The organism is Paenibacillus sp. CB74, from assembly GCF_055687625.1.
In genome coordinates, this window is the sequence record NZ_CM146009.1 from 6,706,309 (window position 1) to 6,725,164 (window position 18,856).

General features: G+C 48.2%; 17 protein-coding genes. All 17 read left to right on the forward strand.

Annotation, left to right across the window (positions count from 1 at the left end; all coding sequences use genetic code 11):
* The first annotated feature begins 28 nt into the window (after positions 1-28).
* On the forward strand, positions 29-961 hold the full coding sequence (locus ACX9NY_RS29540; protein WP_036605816.1) for an ABC transporter permease: 933 nt from the start codon (positions 29-31) through the stop codon (positions 959-961).
* 61 nt (positions 962-1,022) lie between these two features.
* Positions 1,023-1,940, forward strand: coding sequence for an ABC transporter permease (locus ACX9NY_RS29545; protein ID WP_472476547.1), 918 nt, complete (start codon positions 1,023-1,025; stop codon positions 1,938-1,940).
* A 123-nt stretch (positions 1,941-2,063) separates the two neighbouring features.
* On the forward strand, positions 2,064-2,612 hold the full coding sequence (gene ssuE / locus ACX9NY_RS29550; RefSeq protein WP_472476549.1) for an NADPH-dependent FMN reductase: 549 nt from the start codon (positions 2,064-2,066) through the stop codon (positions 2,610-2,612).
* Between the two features lie 69 nt (positions 2,613-2,681).
* On the forward strand, positions 2,682-3,554 hold the full coding sequence (locus ACX9NY_RS29555; RefSeq protein ID WP_339237357.1) for a LysR family transcriptional regulator: 873 nt from the start codon (positions 2,682-2,684) through the stop codon (positions 3,552-3,554).
* 239 nt (positions 3,555-3,793) lie between these two features.
* The gene (locus ACX9NY_RS29560) at positions 3,794-4,855 is read left to right on the forward strand and encodes an LLM class flavin-dependent oxidoreductase (RefSeq protein ID WP_472476552.1); all 1,062 of its coding nucleotides are present in this window, start codon (positions 3,794-3,796) and stop codon (positions 4,853-4,855) included.
* 50 nt (positions 4,856-4,905) lie between these two features.
* Positions 4,906-6,132: an amidohydrolase gene (locus tag ACX9NY_RS29565; RefSeq protein WP_339237353.1), complete on the forward strand. Its 1,227-nt coding sequence runs from the start codon at positions 4,906-4,908 to the stop codon at positions 6,130-6,132.
* A 327-nt stretch (positions 6,133-6,459) separates the two neighbouring features.
* Positions 6,460-7,320 carry a histidine racemase CntK family protein gene (locus ACX9NY_RS29570; RefSeq protein WP_472476554.1) on the forward strand — a complete coding sequence of 287 codons (861 nt, stop codon included), beginning with the start codon at positions 6,460-6,462 and terminating at the stop codon, positions 7,318-7,320.
* Between the two features lie 43 nt (positions 7,321-7,363).
* Positions 7,364-8,158 (forward strand): SAM-dependent methyltransferase, encoded by a 795-nt coding sequence (locus ACX9NY_RS29575; RefSeq protein WP_472476556.1) that lies wholly within the window; start codon positions 7,364-7,366, stop codon positions 8,156-8,158.
* Between the two features lie 99 nt (positions 8,159-8,257).
* The gene (locus ACX9NY_RS29580) at positions 8,258-9,559 is read left to right on the forward strand and encodes an opine metallophore biosynthesis dehydrogenase (RefSeq protein ID WP_472476558.1); all 1,302 of its coding nucleotides are present in this window, start codon (positions 8,258-8,260) and stop codon (positions 9,557-9,559) included.
* A gap of 215 nt (positions 9,560-9,774) precedes the next feature.
* The gene (cntA, locus tag ACX9NY_RS29585) at positions 9,775-11,403 is read left to right on the forward strand and encodes a staphylopine-dependent metal ABC transporter substrate-binding lipoprotein (protein ID WP_472476560.1); all 1,629 of its coding nucleotides are present in this window, start codon (positions 9,775-9,777) and stop codon (positions 11,401-11,403) included.
* Positions 11,404-11,416: 13 nt separating this feature from the next.
* Positions 11,417-12,349 (forward strand): nickel/cobalt ABC transporter permease, encoded by a 933-nt coding sequence (opp1B, locus tag ACX9NY_RS29590; RefSeq protein WP_339257148.1) that lies wholly within the window; start codon positions 11,417-11,419, stop codon positions 12,347-12,349.
* Positions 12,349-13,245 carry a staphylopine uptake ABC transporter permease subunit CntC gene (gene cntC / locus ACX9NY_RS29595; protein WP_472476562.1) on the forward strand — a complete coding sequence of 299 codons (897 nt, stop codon included), beginning with the start codon at positions 12,349-12,351 and terminating at the stop codon, positions 13,243-13,245. Before opp1B ends, cntC begins: the two co-directional genes overlap by 1 nt.
* The gene (gene cntD / locus ACX9NY_RS29600) at positions 13,226-14,035 is read left to right on the forward strand and encodes a staphylopine uptake ABC transporter ATP-binding protein CntD (protein WP_472476564.1); all 810 of its coding nucleotides are present in this window, start codon (positions 13,226-13,228) and stop codon (positions 14,033-14,035) included. The genes cntC and cntD overlap by 20 nt, the downstream gene beginning before the upstream one ends.
* Entirely contained in the window at positions 14,036-14,788 is a 753-nt protein-coding gene (locus ACX9NY_RS29605; protein WP_472476566.1) for an ABC transporter ATP-binding protein, read from the forward strand. It abuts the gene before it with no gap.
* A gap of 14 nt (positions 14,789-14,802) precedes the next feature.
* A complete protein-coding gene (gene cntE / locus ACX9NY_RS29610) occupies positions 14,803-15,996 on the forward strand; it encodes a staphylopine family metallophore export MFS transporter CntE (protein ID WP_339237332.1) in 1,194 nt (397 codons plus the stop codon).
* Positions 15,993-17,258, forward strand: a complete 1,266-nt coding sequence (cntE, locus tag ACX9NY_RS29615; RefSeq protein WP_472476568.1) for a staphylopine family metallophore export MFS transporter CntE — start codon at positions 15,993-15,995, stop codon at positions 17,256-17,258. Before cntE (ACX9NY_RS29610) ends, cntE (ACX9NY_RS29615) begins: the two co-directional genes overlap by 4 nt.
* 336 nt (positions 17,259-17,594) lie before the next feature.
* A complete protein-coding gene (locus tag ACX9NY_RS29620) occupies positions 17,595-18,791 on the forward strand; it encodes a GTP-binding protein (RefSeq protein ID WP_472476570.1) in 1,197 nt (398 codons plus the stop codon).
* Positions 18,792-18,856: the final 65 nt, after the last annotated feature.

Consider the following 18,856-nt stretch of genomic DNA (forward strand, 5'->3'; position numbering starts at 1 on the left):
TCCAGATACAGGAAGGAGATATCCCGGTATGGTTCAAACGATACTGTCACGACTCGCAACATCGCTTCTGGTTATATTTGGAGCTTCGGTGCTGGTGTACTGCATCATGTATCTTCTGCCGGGTGATCCGGTTCTGCTCATGCTGGACCCATCCTCGGCTACACCGGAGATGATCGAGAATCTGCGGGTGCAGCTTGGATTGGATCAGCCGTTTTACATCCAGTTTGCGAACTATTTCGGTGATATGTTGCGTGGGGATTTTGGCAAATCCATGATCAATTCTGATCCGGTTTTGCCAAAAATACTGGAACATTTTCCAGCCACCCTGGCTTTGACCGCACTCAGCTCAATCATTGCGATCACAATCGGAATTACACTTGGTGTATTGTCTGCCATTCATCGCAATGGCGTAATTGATTTTGTCGCCCGGCTCGTTGGGCTGTTCGGCATCTCCATGCCAACCTTCTGGACGGGAATCCTGCTCATCCTGTTATTCTCGGTACAGCTTGGATGGTTCCCGGCGATGGGGTCGGATGGATTTAGCTCACTGGTTCTTCCCGCGGCCACACTGGGTCTCGTGGGTGCAGGGTTTATCGTACGGATGGTGCGGAACAGCATGCTGGAAGTGATCAATGAACCATTTATTGTGGCGTTACGGGCCAAAGGGCTTTCCGAGCGCGCCATCATGTATGGCCATGCGCTGCGTAATGCGCTGATCCCTGCCGTAACAGTAATCGGCATGTTGATCGGTGATCTGCTTGCGGGAACCGTTGTGGTGGAAACCGTATTCTCCAGACAAGGAATCGGCCGTATTATTGCAGATGCGCTAATGGCCAAGGATCTGCCAGTGGTGCAAGGTGTTGTTTTCTTTACATCCATTATCTATGTGGTCCTGAACCTGCTGGTGGATATCTCGTATTCGTATATTGATCCCCGGGTTCGGCGTGCAGTCCGAACATGATATTGGATGGGAATAGTCAGCAGTGTCTTGACAAGGAGTATGGAAGGAGGCGTTGTTGCTCATGAGCATGAAACCTTTGGTTAGTGACAAAAAAGCATGGGCAGGCGGTGCAGGACGTATCCGTCTATGGAATCGCCGCCCTTGGCGTTATCGCGTCTCATTCGCGGTATCCCGATTATTCTTTTATGCAGCATTGCTGGTGGTGGTCTTTACCGTGGCATGTGCGATTGTGCCAGGCTGGATTGCGCCCTATGATCCAACGCAGATGATGACGGATGCCATTCTGCAGGCTCCCTCTGCTGCGCACCTGTTCGGGACGGACTATTTTGGCAGGGATATCTTCAGTGTGATTGTGCATGGAAGCAGGGATTCGTTGCTCATTGGATTCGCTTCGGTTCTTGTGGGTGGTATTGTCGGTAGTGCGCTTGGTATTATCTCCGGCTATGCCGGAGGCATTGTCGACACGATCACCATGCGGACTGTTGATATTCTGATGGCGGTACCCGGCGTGCTTCTTGCATTGTCTGTTGCAGCTGCCCTCGGCCCAGGACTGATGAATATTGCACTGGCTGTTGCCGTTTCCTCCATTCCGGGGTACGCACGGGTCATGCGCGGGCAGGTCATATCGGTTAAAGGTCTGCCTTTCATTACAGCGACACGTTCACTGGGCGGTTCCAATGCCCGTATTTTCTGGAAACATGTACTGCCGCATTCGTTGTCACCGTTGCTGGTCATGGCCACGCTGGGCGTAGGAACATCGATCCTGACGGGCTCCGGACTGAGTTTTCTTGGACTTGGGGTGTTGAAAGAAATTCCGGATTGGGGTGCATTGCTCTCCCAAGGGAGAGGTTATCTGACGGTTGCCTGGTGGATCTGTACGTTCCCGGGGCTTGCGATCACGTTGTTTGTACTGGCGGTTAATCTGATTGGAGACGATATTCGCGATCGGTTGGACCCCAAAGTAAAAGGAGCGGCCTGACCGCTATACCAAAATATAAGAAGTTATAATTTTCACCCTATCCATTTTTATATTTCACTGCGAAACGGTAGCTGTGCCACCAGAGGACGGCGACAGCCGTTTACGCTTGAGGAGGAATACGTTATGCCACATGTCGTCATTATTGCCGGATCACCTTCCAAACGTTCGCGTTTGATAGGTCTGACGGATTACAGCAGCCAAAAATTAACGGAGGCAGGCATCACCGTTGAAGTCATTCATGTTGCGGATCTACCCGCTGAGGATCTGGTGCAAGCCCGGTTCGACAGCTCATTCATTCGGGATGCACTGGCTGTCGTTGAAGCTGCGGATGCAGTCATTGTAGCTACACCGGTATACAAGGCATCGTACTCGGGAGTGCTTAAACTGTTCCTGGATCTGATTCCGCAAGAAGGTCTACGGGGCAAGTTGACACTTCCACTCGTTATCGGTGGCTCTATTGCTCATCTGCTCGCCATTGATTATGCATTGAAGCCTGTACTGGCGGCCCTTGGTGGAAGACATATCCTGGGTGGTGTGTATGCTGTGGATCAGGGAATTGAACGACTGGATGATGGACAATTCGTACTCTCGGCAGATATTACTACACGTCTGGATCGCTCGCTGGATGAATTGAGATTGACACTGGAAAAGGATGGGATTACGATATCATAAAACCAAGTAAGTGTATTGGATAAATCAATATAAGATCAAACGTCTGCGGACGTGGATACGGAGGCACTCATGAATATCGAGAATATTGAAGCATTTGTATATATCAATCATTATGGAAGCTTCAATAAGGCTGCCGAAGTACTCTTCTTATCCCAACCTTCGGTCACAGCTCGCATTCAGTCACTGGAAAGGGAGCTGGGCTGCAAGTTGTTTGATCGGCTTGGCAAGCAAATTGTCCTGACAGAAGAAGGTCGGAAATTCCTGCCGTATGCGCAGCAAGTGCTGCAAGTCATTCAGAAGGGCAAGCAGAAGATTCAACAACGCAAGACAACACCGGATGCACTTCGACTGGGGAGTACAGTATCGGTCTCGAATTATGTCATTCCCGATTTTCTACCTAAGATCAAGGAAGCTTACCCCGAAATTAATATCAAACTGACGACGGCAACGACGGATCAGCTGATTGCCAAATTGCTTGGTCAGGAGATCGATCTTGCTTTTGTACGCAAGGTTATGCATCCTGCGATCCGTACGGTTGCTTTTTATGAAGATCCAATTCAGCTCTATGTGTACAAAGGACATCCATTCATGGAGAGCGGGCATGTCAGCATGGAAGCGATCCGGCATGAGCAACTGGTCTTTTTCGAATGTGGTTCACTGGACTGGCTTCGCATTCACCGGGCTTTCGACTCGCTGGAACATCCGCCGAATATTACATATCATGTCGACAATTCGGAGACAGCGAAGAAACTGGTTATGCAAGGGGCAGGCATTGCTTTTCTCCCGGGACTCACGGTGAAGAAGGAAGTGCAGAATCAGGAGTTGTTCCCCATTCAGGTACATGAGGTGGCAGGTGTATCATTACAGATCAGCGTTGTCACGTTAAAGGAAGAATATTCGCCATTGGCAGAGCCTTTCGGGGAACTGCTGCGACAGTTATAGAGCGTCTATGTTGAATCCGACTTTTACACCAAAACGGAGAGTGCAGAACCAATCTGAAGAAGCGAAGCGTGCGCATTTATCAACGGATTTTTCCCTTGCACCAAGGGAGTACAGAAAATCTGGGGATAAGAGCGATCGGAAGCTGGTACTGCAATCGGAGTGATAACGTGTAACATCTCTAGTTCAACTTAATAGTGATTCAATATCAGCGGTTTAGCACAATCAAGGAGGAGAAGGATATGGGTATTCGTGTGGGCATTTTGGATCAGACTCCCATCTATGAAGGGGAAACGGCGGTGGATGCTTTTCGGCATACGATTGAGCTGGCACAGCGGGCAGAGCAGCTTGGATTCCATCGGTTCTGGGTATCGGAGCACCATGATTCAGGGCATGTTGCAGGTTCCTCCCCGGAGGTACTCATCTCCCACTTGCTTGCGCATACGAAGCGGATTCGGCTGGGGTCTGGCGGAGTGATGCTCCAGCATTACAGTCCATACAAAGTCGCCGAAAATTTCAATATCCTCGCAGCGCTCGGACCAGGAAGAGTTGACCTGGGAATTGGTCGTGCACCAGGTGGATTACCGCGTTCAACACAGGCGTTACAGGAAGGGATTCAGGGTGCGGCATCACTTCAAGAGAAAATTGTTCAGGTGAAACGATACATCCACAATGAGCCGTTTGAAGATCCATCCCATCCACTTGCAGGTCTCAGCGCTTCGCCTGTGTCCGACATTCCAGCGGAACTGTACGTACTTGGAGCCAGTGTTGATAGTGCAGGCATGGCTGCGGAACTGGGACTCCCATATGTTTTTTCACTGTTCATTAACAGTAATATTGAGGTAGCGCTTGAGGCCATCCGTGTATATCGCGAGCAATTCGATCGTTCTCAGGGAAGGGTGCCTTACGCTGCACTGGCTTTATCCCTGATTGTGGCGGAGAGTGAGGAAGAAGCGGAAGGACTTGCGAGCGAGCATATGCTGGTGAAGATCCATCTGGAGAGTGGAAAGGTGCTGACGGTGGGTTCTGTGGAACAGGCGGAAGAATTCGGACGTCAATCAAACGAGAGCTATCGGATCGAGATTCTGGAGCCAAGTGTGACCCGGGGTACGAAGGAAATCGTAGGTCAGGCACTGCTGAAGTTTCAGCAGGATTTTGCGGTGGAAGAGTTCATTGTGACTACAGCTACACGGGACTTTACCAAGCGAATTCGTTCATTTGAATTGTTGCGTGAAATTCTGGCAGAGCAGGGACTAAGCGAATTTGCACTGGAATCCAAGACACAGGAAGCCGCAATCGGATAGAAGTAGGCAGTTAATATAGCAGAGAATATATACGAATGGGAGGCCATGTGATGAAAAGTGATCTGGAACAGCCCAAGCAGCAGGCTGTAGAGCAAATACAGGGCCCCGAGCATGAGCTTCACGGTGAACGGGAGGAAGCATTCGCGGAACATTTAATCACCATTCGGCGACACCTGCATCGCAACCCGGAATTGTCTGGCGAGGAAAAGGAAACGACGGCAGCCATTCGCAGCTGGCTGGAAGAGGAAGGTGTCCGTATTGCAGACGAATATGTGCTGCGGACAGGGCTTGTCGCTGAAGTAGGCCAAGGAGACGGCCCGGTGATCGCCCTAAGAGCGGATATTGATGCGCTGCCCATTCAGGAAGAGACGAAGCTGGAATTTGCCTCGCAGGTGGCTGGAAAGATGCATGCCTGCGGACATGACGCACACACGGCGATTCTGATTGGTGCTGCACGATTACTGAAACAGCGCGAGTCCACGCTCCCGGGGAAAGTACGCTTGTTGTTCCAGCCATCGGAGGAAAAAGCAACGGGTGCACGGCAAGTGATCCAGAGCGGCGCATTATCCGATGTTCGGGCCGTATTCGGGTTGCATAACAAACCTGATCTTCAGGTGGGTACGGTAGGCATTCGGGAAGGCGCATTGATGGCGGCCGCAGACGGTTTTGTTGTCAAAGTGGAAGGTGTAGGCACCCATGCAGCCGTGCCTGAAGCAGGCATTGATCCGATCGTGGTTGCCGCACATATCGTTACGGCTCTACAGGCGATTGTGAGTCGTAATGTAGGAGCACAGGAGAGCGCCGTCATCAGCGTTACCAAGCTCCACAGCGGTACAGCCTGGAACGTCATTCCAGATGAAGCGATACTCGATGGCACAGTGCGCACCTTTGATGAGAAAGTGCGTGCACGGATTCGCGAGCGTTTCAATCAGGTGGTGACCGGTGTGGCGGCAGCTTATGGCACACGGGCTACGGTTCGCTGGATTCAAGGACCACCTGCCGTGGTCAACGATGAAGCTCTCGCGTTTGCAGCGGAACAAATTGCAAGTGAGATTGGATTAAATCGCGTTAGACCGCTGCCTTCTCCAGCAGGGGAGGACTTCTCTTTTTATCAAAAAGAAGTTCCGGGCCTGTTCCTCTTCTTGGGCACCTCTGGCCCGCATGAGTGGCATCACCCTGGCTTTGATGTGGATGAACGGGCATTGCCGCTGGGAGCACATCTTCTGGCTGCATTAGCTGAGCAAGCACTGCACAATGTGCAAGCACATCAAGAGTGATAGGGACAATGAATCTCTGGATCCTATCCAGATCGAAACGGTTCCGTTCTGCGGCAACCGTTTTTTGTATTTCTTTTTATAGCAAGAGCGAGGTGGAACATCAATGCGTTTAATCTTATCAGACGGTGTATTTATGCAGGGGTGGCGCAGAAGTGTCAGCTCTGTTCGGTTTTTGCAGGAGGGGAAATGAAGGAACGAATGAGTTGCAGTCTTTTTAAAATGGAAATATTTGTTGACGCTTTCCGAAAGGATGTGCTATATTTTTCTCGACCTTTTAATCGTAATAATTACTATTAGACAAAAAAAAGAACAGGAGTAGTCGCTGCGATGAAACAGGAGATCGATTTTATCAAGTTCAGTCCCACCCAGAACATGACGATTCTAGTTAAAACGGATCATGCAGCCGAGCAATACAGTCATATTGCTACCCGTCTAATGTCGTATGATAACGTTTACGCCGAGCAAGTGGGATTCATTGAACCAACAAGGAGACCGGAAGCTGTGGCCCGTCTGGAAATGTCCGGCGGCGAGTTCTGTGGCAATGCTTGCATGGCACTTGCAGCACACCACGCATCTGAAGCAGGGCTGGCACAAGAGAAATCTATGGACATCGTGCTGGAAGTTTCCGGAATCGATCAATTGATCATGTGCCATGTGAAGAAGCAGCAGAATGAATATGACTGCCGGGTAACCATGCCGGTTCCAAAGCAGATTGAACAGCGAACCATCCGGTACGAAGGCATCGAGCTGGATATGGTAATCATCCGGTACGCCGAGTTCATCCATATCGTGATTGAAGTGGATGACTTCGACGATCCGATGAAGAAGAGGGTACAGACCCTTGCAAGGTTACTGGGAGTAACCCTGGGAGATAAGCTGATCGGTATCTTGTTATATCGATCGTACTCGGAAGAAATGGCTCCTCTCATCTATGTTCCAGAGCTGGATAGTCTGATCTGGGAGAGAGGGTGTGGTTCGGGTACGGCCTCCGTGGGTGCCTATCTCGCATGGAGCCAGCAGAGGCAGATTACGCAGTACATCAAGCAGCCTGGTGGTGAGATCAAAGTGATGGCCCAGTGGAATGGCGCTGAACTTGAGAGTATTACGATTGAGGGATCGGTTGGCATTGTCGCACAAGGCAAAGCCTTCATAGATGCTCCAGCAGAATGGAGCGTTGTAAACGCATGAGGTACATGATAGATGATCGAGACAACATATAGGGGGAAAAGAAATGATCACATTGGTCCATTTTCAGACATGTTTGAGTGAGTTTGCAGAGAAATTCGATAAGCTCGCGAGCAAGTACGATCATACGATTCAGCATAGTGCAGAGCTGGAGGCTGTGATCAATGACTACTCCCTCTTTGTGACCGATTCGGAGCATAAGGCAGCTTGGGAACAGTTGGGGCATTCGGAGTTGGAAGAACTGGATTCGCTTATATGGCAGTTAAGAAATAAATCCGCCCAGTGTGTGGCGATCATGGAGAAATATCGTGCATTGAAGTTAGAGAAGGGGGATGTACAGATTGCCGATTATTTCAGAAACATCGAAGAGTGTATCGATAAAGAATTCGGCAGCTTCCAGGTTACCTCCGATTCCAAAGTATTGCTGGTAGGCTCCGGTTCCTTCCCCATGACACCATTACTCATCGCCAAGCGAACAGGTGCACAGGTTGTCGGGATCGATATTGATGAAGAATCCATTACACTCGGGCAGAAGGTGGTAAAGACGCTCGGCGCAGGTTTGAAGATTCATCTGGAGTCAACCTTGCTGGAAAATCTGGAGTATACCAAGGAAGCAACACATATCATTTTCAGCTCTACCGTGGCCCCTAAATATGATCTGCTTGATCAACTGCATGCCCTGACAAATGCACAGGTGGTTGTAGCCATGAGATATGGTGACCAGTTAAAGTCCTTATTTAATTATCCGATGAGAGCGACGGACAGTACCAAGTGGAAGCTGGTAGACCAGATCCTGCGCCCGGATGATGTGTTCGATATTGCGTTGTACCAGAAAGCATAGGATGCAAGTGCGTCTCAAGTACGTCTCAAGCACGTCTCAAGCACGTCTCAAGCACGTCCAAATGTATTCCAGGTTGAACTTTGAATATAGGAGGTTATTATGAGCAATCTTCAGCGAATTCTGATACTTGGAACCGGCCCTGCATCCATTCAGCTTGCGGTAACATTCAAAAATTATCTCAACTGCTGCATTGGTATTGCGGGGAGACCATCGGTTCGTTCAGCGTCCGTATTCGCAGCCCTTGAACAGAGCAATGGGCGTGTTGAGGTCAGCATTCAAAATGAGAAACATCAACCGCTTGCAGGTGAATGTTTCGTTGATCATGTGTTCAAGGGATATGACACCATTCAGGGTGAGTGGGACACACTCATTTTGGCTGTAACTACGGATGCTTATATTGATGTATTGGAACAAATGAGTGAACAATTCATCAAACAACTGAAATGTATCGTTTTGGTCTCTCCGACGTTTGGGTCGAATCGATTGGTGACCCATTATATGAGAGAGCGTAATAGAGCGCCTGAAGTAATCAGTTTTTCGACCTACCTCGGAGATACCCGTTGGATGCATGAACATCCGTCTAATCATGTCATGACAACGGGGGTCAAGAAAAAGGTCTATATCGGTTCCAATCAATACCCGTCTGAACAGGTTAACAAGCTATGCCAAGCTTATAAGCGTTTGGGTGTTTCGTTGGAAGTCATGCCCTCCCCACTGGAGGCCGAAACGAGAAATATATCGTTGTATGTACATCCGCCCTTGTTCATGAACGACTTCTCATTAAAGGCTATCTTTGAAGCATCGGATATTCAGAAATATGTATACAAGATGTATCCCGAAGGTCCTATAACACAAGTGTTGATACGGCAAATGCGGGCACAGTGGCAGGAGATTATGAATATTACGGACCGACTCCATATCCAGGGAGTGAACCTGCTTCAATTCATGACGGATGACAACTATCCGGTTCGATTAGAGAGTATATCACGCCAGGATATCGAGAATTTCAATCAGCTGCAAGTCATTCATCAAGAGTATTTATTATACATACGGTACACCTCGCTGTTGATTGATCCATTCTCGGAACCCGATTCGGCAGGGAAATATTTCGACTTTTCAGCAGTGCCATTTCGAAAAATATTCATGAACCGCGAAGGAGAACTGGACATCCCGCGGATGCCCAAGGAAGATTACTACCGCATCAAAATCATTCAGGGCATTGCCAGACACCTAGATGTGAGCTGTCCAACCATGGATCATTTTATCGCCAGATATGAAGCGAAACTTCAGGAAGTGGCTGACGTACACCCGAATCAACGCTTGTCCGATGCCTTTGTGATCCAATCCTTTGAAGAGGATATCCGCATGATCTGCACCGGACTTGTAAGTAGTAGGGTCTAATTATATTAATTTAAGTAAGTTGGATTTAGTTTTACACAATAACGAAGAGGACAGAAAAAACCTGAAGAAGCGAAGCGCTCGCCTTTATCCCCGAAATTCTACCTTTAGGAGATAGATTGAAGAATTTCGGGGATAACAGCGATCGTAAGGTTGTTCTGTCATCGAAGTGGCAAGTGTAAATGTTTAATTATGCTTACTAATCAGGAGGAAATGTTGTGAAAAAGGGTCTTACTTTTACATCTATATTATTGCTGGTATCTGCCATTACGGTGCTGGCAGGATGCGCTCAGAGCACAAAAGAGAAAGAGAGCGCCCAAACGGAGCCTGCCCATAGCCAGGTACAAACGGAACTTATCTATGCTTCTGCCAAAGATATTAATGATATGAATCCCCATCTATACACAGGTTCCATGCCTGCCCAAGGGATGGTATACGAGTCACTGGTGGAAAACACGCCTGACGGAATCAAGCCATTGCTGGCAAAATCATGGGATATCTCCGAGGATGGCAAGATCTATACCTTTCATCTGCGACAAGATGTGAAATTCCATGATGGAGAACCATTCAACGCAGAGGCGGTTAAACAAAATATCGATGCAGTACAAGCGAATGCCGAAAAACACGCTTGGATCAAGCTGTCTACCAAAATCACGAATGTGAAGGTTATCGATGAGCATACGGTGGAGCTGACGCTGTCGGAAGCCTATTATCCAGCACTGGTGGAATTGTCCATGACAAGACCTTACGTCTTCTTATCCCCCAAGGATTTCAAGGATGGCGGAACCAAAGACGGAGTAAGTGGTTTCCATGGTACAGGACCTTACAAGCTTACTGCTCATAAAGTCGAAGAGAACGCCACGTTTGAAGCCAATGAAGACTATTGGGGTGGTGCACCTGCAATTAAGAAGATCACATCCAAAGTTCTTCCGGCAGGGGAAACAACATTTCTGGCATTGCAAAAAGGAGAGATTAACTTTGTGTTCACCGATGACCGGGGAGCAGATAGTATCGATGTCGAGGCCATGGACCAATTAGCTGAATCTGGTGATTATCAAGTGGTTCGAAGTGAAGCGATGAACACCAATATGATCGTAGCCAACAGCAGTCGCCAGAATAGTCCGGTTCAGGAAACGGCAGTGCGGGAAGCGCTATGGGTTGCCATTGATCGGGAAACGATCAGTAAAGATATTTTCAACGGAACGCAGACTGTAGCGGATACGCTATTTTCGGCCAATGTCAATTACGCCAAGGTAGACCTTAAGAAACGGGAGTATGATCCGGAATTGGCTAAAAAGCTTCTGGACCAAGCTGGCTGGACATTGGCAGATGGTGAAGGGGTGAGAACGAAGAACGGTCAGCTTTTAGCCATGAAATTATATTATGACAGCAACTCGTCTTCACAGAAAATACAGGCCGAATTGATCCAGTATTCGATGAAAGAATTGGGAATTCAGCTTGAAATCTTGGGCGAAGAGTCCACTTCCATTGCGAATCGGAGAGCAACCGGGGAATATGATCTGCTCTTTAATCAAACCTGGGGACTGGCCTATGATCCTCAGAGTACCATCGCTGCATTTACGTCAGATTCGGCATACAAACATACGACAAGCGGAATTGCTGAAGCAGATGAATTGTACCGGAAAATCGATGCGGTCATGATCTCCACGGATGAGGCTTCCCGCCAATCCCTGTATGCCGATATTATGAAGATCGTCCATGATGAAGCGGTGTTCATTCCGATTACCAACGGGCGTGTCACCGTTGTCGCTCCCGAGAATCTTGATGGAATCTCATTCAAGCAGACTCAATATGAACTACCTTTTGAACAAATGAATTTTAAATAGAGCGGAGATGGATATGGGAAGTTATATCGTCAAAAGGATTCTGTTAACCATCCCTTTACTGATTATCATTTCATTTATAACGTTTGTTCTGATTAATCTATCTCCCTTGGACCCGGCGGTTGTTGTGTTACAGGCACAGGAAGTTCCGCAGATTACGGAGGAATTAATTGCCCAGACCAACCAGGCATTGGGGTTCGATCAGTCATTCATGATCCAGTATGTGAACTGGATCATGGCTGTTGTGCAGTTGGACTTTGGCAACTCTTATGTATCTGGTGAACCCGTGTGGTCATTGATGGGGCCTGCTTTTATGAACACATTGAAGTTAACACTTGTCTCATCGGTATTCATTATTGCGCTGTCCATTCTGCTGGGTGTGATCTGTGCGATGAGAGAAGGCAAGCTGCTGGATCGATCGGTCAGAGGTGTATCATTTTTCCTTACCGCCATGCCATCCTACTGGCTTGCAGCCATGATGATCTGGTATTTTTCCGTCAAGCTGGACCTGTTACCTACCAGTGGCATGGATTCGTATCGAGGCTACATTCTACCGGTGATCGTAATCACAGTGAGTTATACGGGCATTTACTTCCGAACGGTTCGAAGTTCCATGTTGAGCAATATGAATGAGGACTATGTGTTATATGCACGGGCAAGTGGTCTGAGCGAGAAGAAAGTCACCCTGCATATTCTGAGAAATTCATTACAGGTGGCCGTGTCCATCTTTTGTATGGCGATCCCGATCGTGCTGGGCAGTACGGTGGTTATCGAAAATGTATTTGCCTGGCCCGGACTCGGAAGACTCAGCGTGAAATCCATTTTAAGCAGGGATTTTCCGATTATTCAGGCGTATGTTCTGATGTTGGCTGTCACCTTTGTCTTGTTTAACACGTTATCCGACATCTTGAATGCTGCGATGAATCCCCGTTTGAGAAAGGAATTCTGATGCGAATACTGATAAATCTGAGTAAAGACAAGCTGGCCATGACCTCTTTGGTGGTGATTATCGTCATGATTATGGCGGGCATACTGGCCCCTTTAATTGCACCACATGATCCTGGACAAGTGAATATGAAGCTTCGTTATGCCTCCTCGTCCTGGGAGTATCTACTAGGCAATGATCATCTGGGCAGATGTGTATTATCCCGGCTTATCTATGGCATCCGCCCAAGTGTGTTATGGGTTCTGGTTGCACTTAGTCTGTCTGTTCTGATCGGGGCCATTGTTGGATTCGTCGCGGGTTACTTCAAGGGAAAAGTGGATGCATGGATCATGCGAGTCTGTGATATTATGCTGTCTTTTCCCGGATACGTGATGACACTGGCGGTGGTTGGCATTTTGGGTGCAGGACTGGAGAACATTTTGATTGCCTTTGTGTGCATGAAATGGGCCTGGTTTGCCCGCGTTATTCGCACATCTGTGATGCAATTCTCCGATATGGATTATGTGAAATTCGCCAAAGCCTCCGGCACACCTAATCTGAGAATTATAACCAAACATATTGTTCCGGTTACCTTTGCCGATATTGCCGTCATTGCCAGTGGTTCCATGTGTTCAATGATGTTGCAGATCTCCGGCCTTTCCTTTCTGGGGCTTGGCATTCAAGCTCCGCATGCGGAGTGGGGGATGATGCTCAATGAGGCGAGGGAAGTCATGTTCTCCAGACCTGAATTGATGTTGGCACCGGGACTGGCTATTGTGGTAGTCGTGTCTGCATTTAATTTTCTATCGGATGCCCTTCAAGTGGCTCTGGACCCCAAATTGATGACCTCTCAAGGGAAGTCTGACAAGTCTTACGAAAGTGAGGTGAGAAAGGCCGCTTATGAATATAGTCGAGGTTGAACATTTGAAAGTATGGGACACCAATACAGACAAAGTGATCATTCATAACAGTTCATTTCAAGTCAAACAGGGAAGCTGTATGGCTATTGTGGGGGAAAGTGGAAGCGGGAAGTCTGTCACGTGCAGGGCCATCATGCGACTGAACAAGCCGTGGATTCGCCAATCGGGCAAGATGTTATTCAAGGGCGAAGATCTGAATCAGCTTTCAGAACCGGAGATGCGGCGTAAGCGGGGCAAGCATCTGTGTATGATTTTGCAGAATGGCATGAGTGCATTTGATCCCTCCTGTGTCATTGGTGTGCATATCCGGGAGACACTTCAGCAGCATTTTGGCTGGAACACCCGCGAGATTGAGCGGAAAATCATCCATGCCATGGAAAGCGTCATGCTCAGACATCCGCGCGAGATTCTGAATCAATATCCACATCAGCTGTCCGGTGGGATGCTGCAGCGAATCATGATTGCACTGGCATTGGTGCTTGAGCCCGATCTGATTATTGCGGATGAGCCGACAACAGCACTGGATACGATCTCCCAATATGAAGTGGTGGAGCAATTGATTCAATTACGCGAACGCGTGGGCTGTTCCATGATGTTCATCTCCCATGATCTCGGCGTCGTGCAGAAGATTGCAGATGACGTGATGGTCATGAAAGACGGCAAGATCGTCGAGCGTGGCAGCATGCATTCTGTTTTGACACAGCCTAAGCATGCCTATACGCAGTATCTGGTCTCTACCCGGCTTGAGCTGAGCAATCATTTTAAGGCGTTGATGCAGGGGGACTCATAGATGCTAAAGGTGGAAGGTATCGAAAAATCATATAACCAGGGCGGACTGTTCTCCAAGCACCAACAACAAGTGTTGAAACAGGTTACCTTTGAATGCCAGCATGGCGAATGTCTGGGCATCATCGGTGAAAGCGGAAGCGGCAAATCTACATTGGGCCGTCTGATTCTCGGCATTGAACGGCCGGATCGTGGAATGATCTCGCTGGATGGTAAAGACGTACAGGATCGACGTGCACGGATGGGTAACATCAGCGCCGTTTTTCAAAATTATACGTCTTCCATCAATCCATTTCTTACCGTGGAAGCTGCCATTATGGAACCCATGCAAGCGCAGCAAAAGCTGCGGAAGGATCAGGGCAACTCGGCGAAGGTCGATCTGCTGCTGAACCAAGTTGGATTGGACTCCGCCTATAGATCCAAATATCCGCATGAACTGTCCGGCGGGGAGGCACAGAGAGTGTGTATAGCCAGGGCCATCTCCACCGCCCCCAAATGCATTGTGTTCGATGAAGCGATCAGCTCACTGGACGTGTCTGTCCAGATTCAGGTGCTGCAATTGTTGAAAGAGCTTAAGGAAATCTACAAGCTAAGCTATGTCTTTATCACGCATGATATACAGGCGGCAGCCTATATCTGTGACAGGGTGATCATTTTCAGAGAGGGACAGGTTGTAGAGATCGTTCCAATCAAGCAACTCAAAGACGTACAGTCCGACTATGCGAAGAGATTATTGAATCATTTAATACCATTTTAGGGGGAATACCCATTGTGAGTGGAGCGATGTCTTGGCCTTTTTTGCGCTTGTACATATTGGTTCTTCTTTATTTCAGTGCCAATGCCATTCTTAACGTGATCATCCCATTGCAAGGGGAGTTCTTGGGCGCGAGCGGTACAATGATCGGACTGATCATGGGCGCTTATATGTTCACAACCATGTTTTTCAGACCATGGGCAGGTCGGATGATTCAAAAGTACGGACCAATCAAAATATTGCGTCTGATTCTGATTATCAATGGATTTGCGCTGATTTTATATCCCTTTACGGGACTCGGCGGTTATTTGGTTGCTCGTATTTTGCAAGGAGTTTCCACAGCGTTCTTCTCCATGGCTTTACAGATTGGCATTATTGATGCCCTTCCGGAGAAAGATCGCTCTCAGGGGATTTCATATTATTCACTCTTCAGTTATATTCCGGGAATCGTGGGGCCTGTTATCGCGTTAGGAATCTGGCAGGCGGGAGGCATGGATTATTTTACAGTGGTTCTGATCGGCATTGCCGTCTGTACCGGCGTCTTCGGGTACACCGCCAAAATGGAACCAAACAAGGAGCAACCTGCTGAGAATCTTTCGGAGCAGAACGTCAGTATGTGGGAATCCTTTGGTCAGTTGGTGAAGAATCCGTTTCTGTTTCGATGCAGTGTGTTAATGCTCGCCGCTTCCGTTGTGTTTGGTGCGATTACCACCTTTATCCCGCTGTATGCGAGTCAAGTACCAAATGGGAATGCGGGTGTGTATCTGATGCTTCAGGCCGGGACGGTGGTGCTGGCTCGAATCATGCTTAGGAAAAGGATTCCGTCTGATGGCAGTTGGCATTCTCCTTTCATGATGGGCACCATGTGTTTGCTCGTCGTAGCTGCGCAATGTGTCAGTTATGCCGTGACAGGAGGCGTAGTCTTTTTCTATGTGGGGGCTGTATTCATGGGAATTGCTCAGGCGATCCTGTATCCAACACTTACGACCTATTTGTCTTTTGTGTTGCCTAAGCTGAATCGGAACGTCCTGATCGGGTTATTTATCGCGATGGCGGATCTGGGTATTTCTCTGGGTGGTGTGATTATGGGACCCGTTGCTGACTTCTCTTCCTATTCATTTATGTACAGGATGTGTGCTATCCTAGGAGCGGTAATGATCGTTTTTGCCTATGAACGGCGTAGACCCGTGACAGGTACATCTGTGAGTTGACTGCCAGAAGAGAAAGTGGTGACGAACGTTTGAAGTCTTCGATGACTGCAACATCCAATGGAAAATTAAATCCGGTATCCTTTTCATTTATCCGGTTTTATATGCTGGCCTTTTTGTTTTTTGCGGCGAATTCGGCTTTGACGATTATTCTGCCTTTGCGAAGTGAAGCCGCCGGATTGAATCAGGCTGAGATCGGTCTGATGATGGGGGCGTATATGTTCACCTGTATGCTCTTGAGACCTTTCGCAGCACAGCTGCTGGGTAAGCATGGCCCATTTCGTGTGATGCAATGGCTATTGCTTTTACATGCCGGAACGCTGCTGTTATTTGTTGTTTTTGGTGTGGAGACGTATCTGTGGCTGCGGGCCTTGCAAGGGGTGGCTACGGCCTTTTTCTCTATGACCATGCAGGCAGGCATTGTGGAAAAGCTGGAGGACAAAGACCGGGCACAAGGGCTGTCCATGTACACCCTGTTTACGATGGTTCCTTCTCTGGTCATTCCGATCCTTGCCATACAAATCTGGGAAAATGCCAGTGATCTGGCGTTTACGCTGCTAATGATCGGACTGGCGGCTCTGCCACTTCTGATTGGATATAATGTGGATCTGCCACGGAGTACCGTGCAGAACAAATCGTATACCTTGGGTGACATGTTTCGTTCATTCGGCGGCATTTGGCGCAGTACACCACTGCTGATCAGCAGTGTAGTGATGTTATTTACGTCCTGCGTTTTTGGGGCAACAGCGACCTTCCTTCCCTTGTATATGGTATCCAGCGGAATGGCAAGTGCAGGCGTGTTTCTGACGATTCAGGGATTGGTTGTCATTCTGTGCAGGTTTGTTTTGCGTAAAAAAATTCCGTCTGACGGCAGCTGGAATACCTGGCTTATGGCAGGGCTGATGCTGTGTGCAGCAATGGGAACCCAGCTGCTCAGTCTCATGGAGATTATCGGGCCACTGGTGTATCTTTCTGCGGTGTTTAGCGGTTTTGCTCTGGCATTGTTGTACCCGACATTAACCACATACTTGTCTTTTGTGCTGCCTGCGGATTCCAGATATGTACTCATGGGCATCTTCATGTCCTCGTATGACCTCGGATTCTCTCTGGGTGGACTGGCAATGGGGCTTATTGTGCAGGTGAGTTCATATTCGACCATGTTCATGATCTGTACATTGCTGTCTATTGCAGCGATGGTTCTGGTGCTGGTGTTCAGGCAACGGATGGAAGCGGGCAATAAGGCTAGATCTGTGGCAGCAAGCTGAATAGTAAAGTAAAGGCTCATGAACTGAATTTTCCGGCACGTATCATTAGGATACAAGCGGCAGGAGACAGATCATGGGTCTTTTTTATATCTTAAAATTTATAAGTTTTCAAAGGATCTGAACAGTTCAATTATCTTAAGAAAAACTTTAACTGAACACGGTCTACCTTCTCTGAAAGTACGTCGATAGATGTTTTTCTTATCCATTTTTCTGGAGTATTTCGTAAAAATAGTTTGACAACGACTGTGCAACAGGATTATAGTCAATGTTGTTAATCGTAATAATTACTATTAAAGTCTGGGTTACGCAGACTGCACATATAAGGAGTAGATTTCTATGACACAAAAGCAAATTCCGGTAACCGTACTAAGTGGTTACCTCGGTTCAGGGAAAACAACCGTTTTAAATCACGTGTTGAACAACAGACAAGGGCTTAAGGTTGCCGTAATCGTCAACGACATGAGTGAGGTGAATATCGATGCTGCGCTGGTTAAGGGGGAGGCAACCTTGTCTCGAACCGAAGAGAAGCTGGTGGAGTTATCGAACGGCTGTATCTGCTGCACCTTGCGGGATGATCTGATGCAGGAGATTGAGAAGCTGGTGAATGAAGGCAAGTATGATTATATTTTGATCGAATCCACTGGTATCAGTGAACCTGTTCCTGTCGCACAGACCTTTACATATGCGGATGAGGAGTCGGGCATTGACCTGACTAGCCTGGCCAGACTGGACTGTCTGGTAACTGTGGTGGATGCCAATCGATTCTGGCATGATTTTGGATCAGGACAGAGTCTTCTGGATCGTAATCAGGCGACCGGAGATGAGGACACCCGTGACGTCGTAGACTTGTTGATTGATCAGATCGAAACCTGTGATGTACTGCTGCTGAACAAATGTGATCTGGTCGATGACACCGAGCTGAATAAACTGGAAGGCATCATCCGCAAGCTACAGCCTAATGCCAAAATCATTCGCACTGAGAATGGACAGGTGAATCCGTCTGAGATTCTGAATACAGGCCGTTTTGATTTTGAAAAGGTGAGCATGTCCGCTGGATGGATTCAGGAGCTGGAGAAGGAGTCGCATACACCGGAAACGGAGGAATATGGCATTGCTTCCTTCGTTTATCGCCGCAGAAAGCCATTCCACCCTTCCCGTCTGGCTGAATTCATGAGTTACTGGCCGGAAGAAGTGGTACGTGCCAAAGGCTTGGTATGGCTTGCCGCCCAAGGAGATGTTGCTGCAAGCCTGAGTCAGGCAGGACCATCCATTCAATTTGGTCCTGCGGGACATTGGATCGCGGCTTTGCCGGGAGCAGACAAAGAAGAAATTTTGCGTAACGAGCCGGATGTTCATGAGAAATGGGATGCCCAGTGGGGAGATCGCCAGACGGAGCTTGTCATGATTGGAATCGACATGGAACGTGCCAGTATTGAAGATGAGCTGGACCAGTGCTTGCTCAGTGATGAAGAAATGCTGGCCGACTGGGGCCATTTTGATAATCCCCTACCATGGCCTGTGGAAGCTGTATAAGTCGGAAGATGATGTTCTGTATTTGGAGTAGAGCAGTATCACCACGTAAACTAAATTCAAGGGAT

What these genes read in the sequence shown, in the direction of transcription:
- ACX9NY_RS29540 (WP_036605816.1), top strand. Translation starts at nt 29, where the DNA reads ATGGTTCAAACGATACTGTCACGACTCGCAACATCGCTTCTGGTTATA.
- ACX9NY_RS29545 (WP_472476547.1), top strand. Translation starts at nt 1,023, where the DNA reads ATGAGCATGAAACCTTTGGTTAGTGACAAAAAAGCATGGGCAGGCGGT.
- ssuE (WP_472476549.1), top strand. Translation starts at nt 2,064, where the DNA reads ATGCCACATGTCGTCATTATTGCCGGATCACCTTCCAAACGTTCGCGT.
- ACX9NY_RS29555 (WP_339237357.1), top strand. Translation starts at nt 2,682, where the DNA reads ATGAATATCGAGAATATTGAAGCATTTGTATATATCAATCATTATGGA.
- ACX9NY_RS29560 (WP_472476552.1), top strand. Translation starts at nt 3,794, where the DNA reads ATGGGTATTCGTGTGGGCATTTTGGATCAGACTCCCATCTATGAAGGG.
- ACX9NY_RS29565 (WP_339237353.1), top strand. Translation starts at nt 4,906, where the DNA reads ATGAAAAGTGATCTGGAACAGCCCAAGCAGCAGGCTGTAGAGCAAATA.
- ACX9NY_RS29570 (WP_472476554.1), top strand. Translation starts at nt 6,460, where the DNA reads ATGAAACAGGAGATCGATTTTATCAAGTTCAGTCCCACCCAGAACATG.
- ACX9NY_RS29575 (WP_472476556.1), top strand. Translation starts at nt 7,364, where the DNA reads ATGATCACATTGGTCCATTTTCAGACATGTTTGAGTGAGTTTGCAGAG.
- ACX9NY_RS29580 (WP_472476558.1), top strand. Translation starts at nt 8,258, where the DNA reads ATGAGCAATCTTCAGCGAATTCTGATACTTGGAACCGGCCCTGCATCC.
- opp1B (WP_339257148.1), top strand. Translation starts at nt 11,417, where the DNA reads ATGGGAAGTTATATCGTCAAAAGGATTCTGTTAACCATCCCTTTACTG.
- cntC (WP_472476562.1), top strand. Translation starts at nt 12,349, where the DNA reads ATGCGAATACTGATAAATCTGAGTAAAGACAAGCTGGCCATGACCTCT.
- cntD (WP_472476564.1), top strand. Translation starts at nt 13,226, where the DNA reads ATGAATATAGTCGAGGTTGAACATTTGAAAGTATGGGACACCAATACA.
- ACX9NY_RS29605 (WP_472476566.1), top strand. Translation starts at nt 14,036, where the DNA reads ATGCTAAAGGTGGAAGGTATCGAAAAATCATATAACCAGGGCGGACTG.
- ACX9NY_RS29620 (WP_472476570.1), top strand. Translation starts at nt 17,595, where the DNA reads ATGACACAAAAGCAAATTCCGGTAACCGTACTAAGTGGTTACCTCGGT.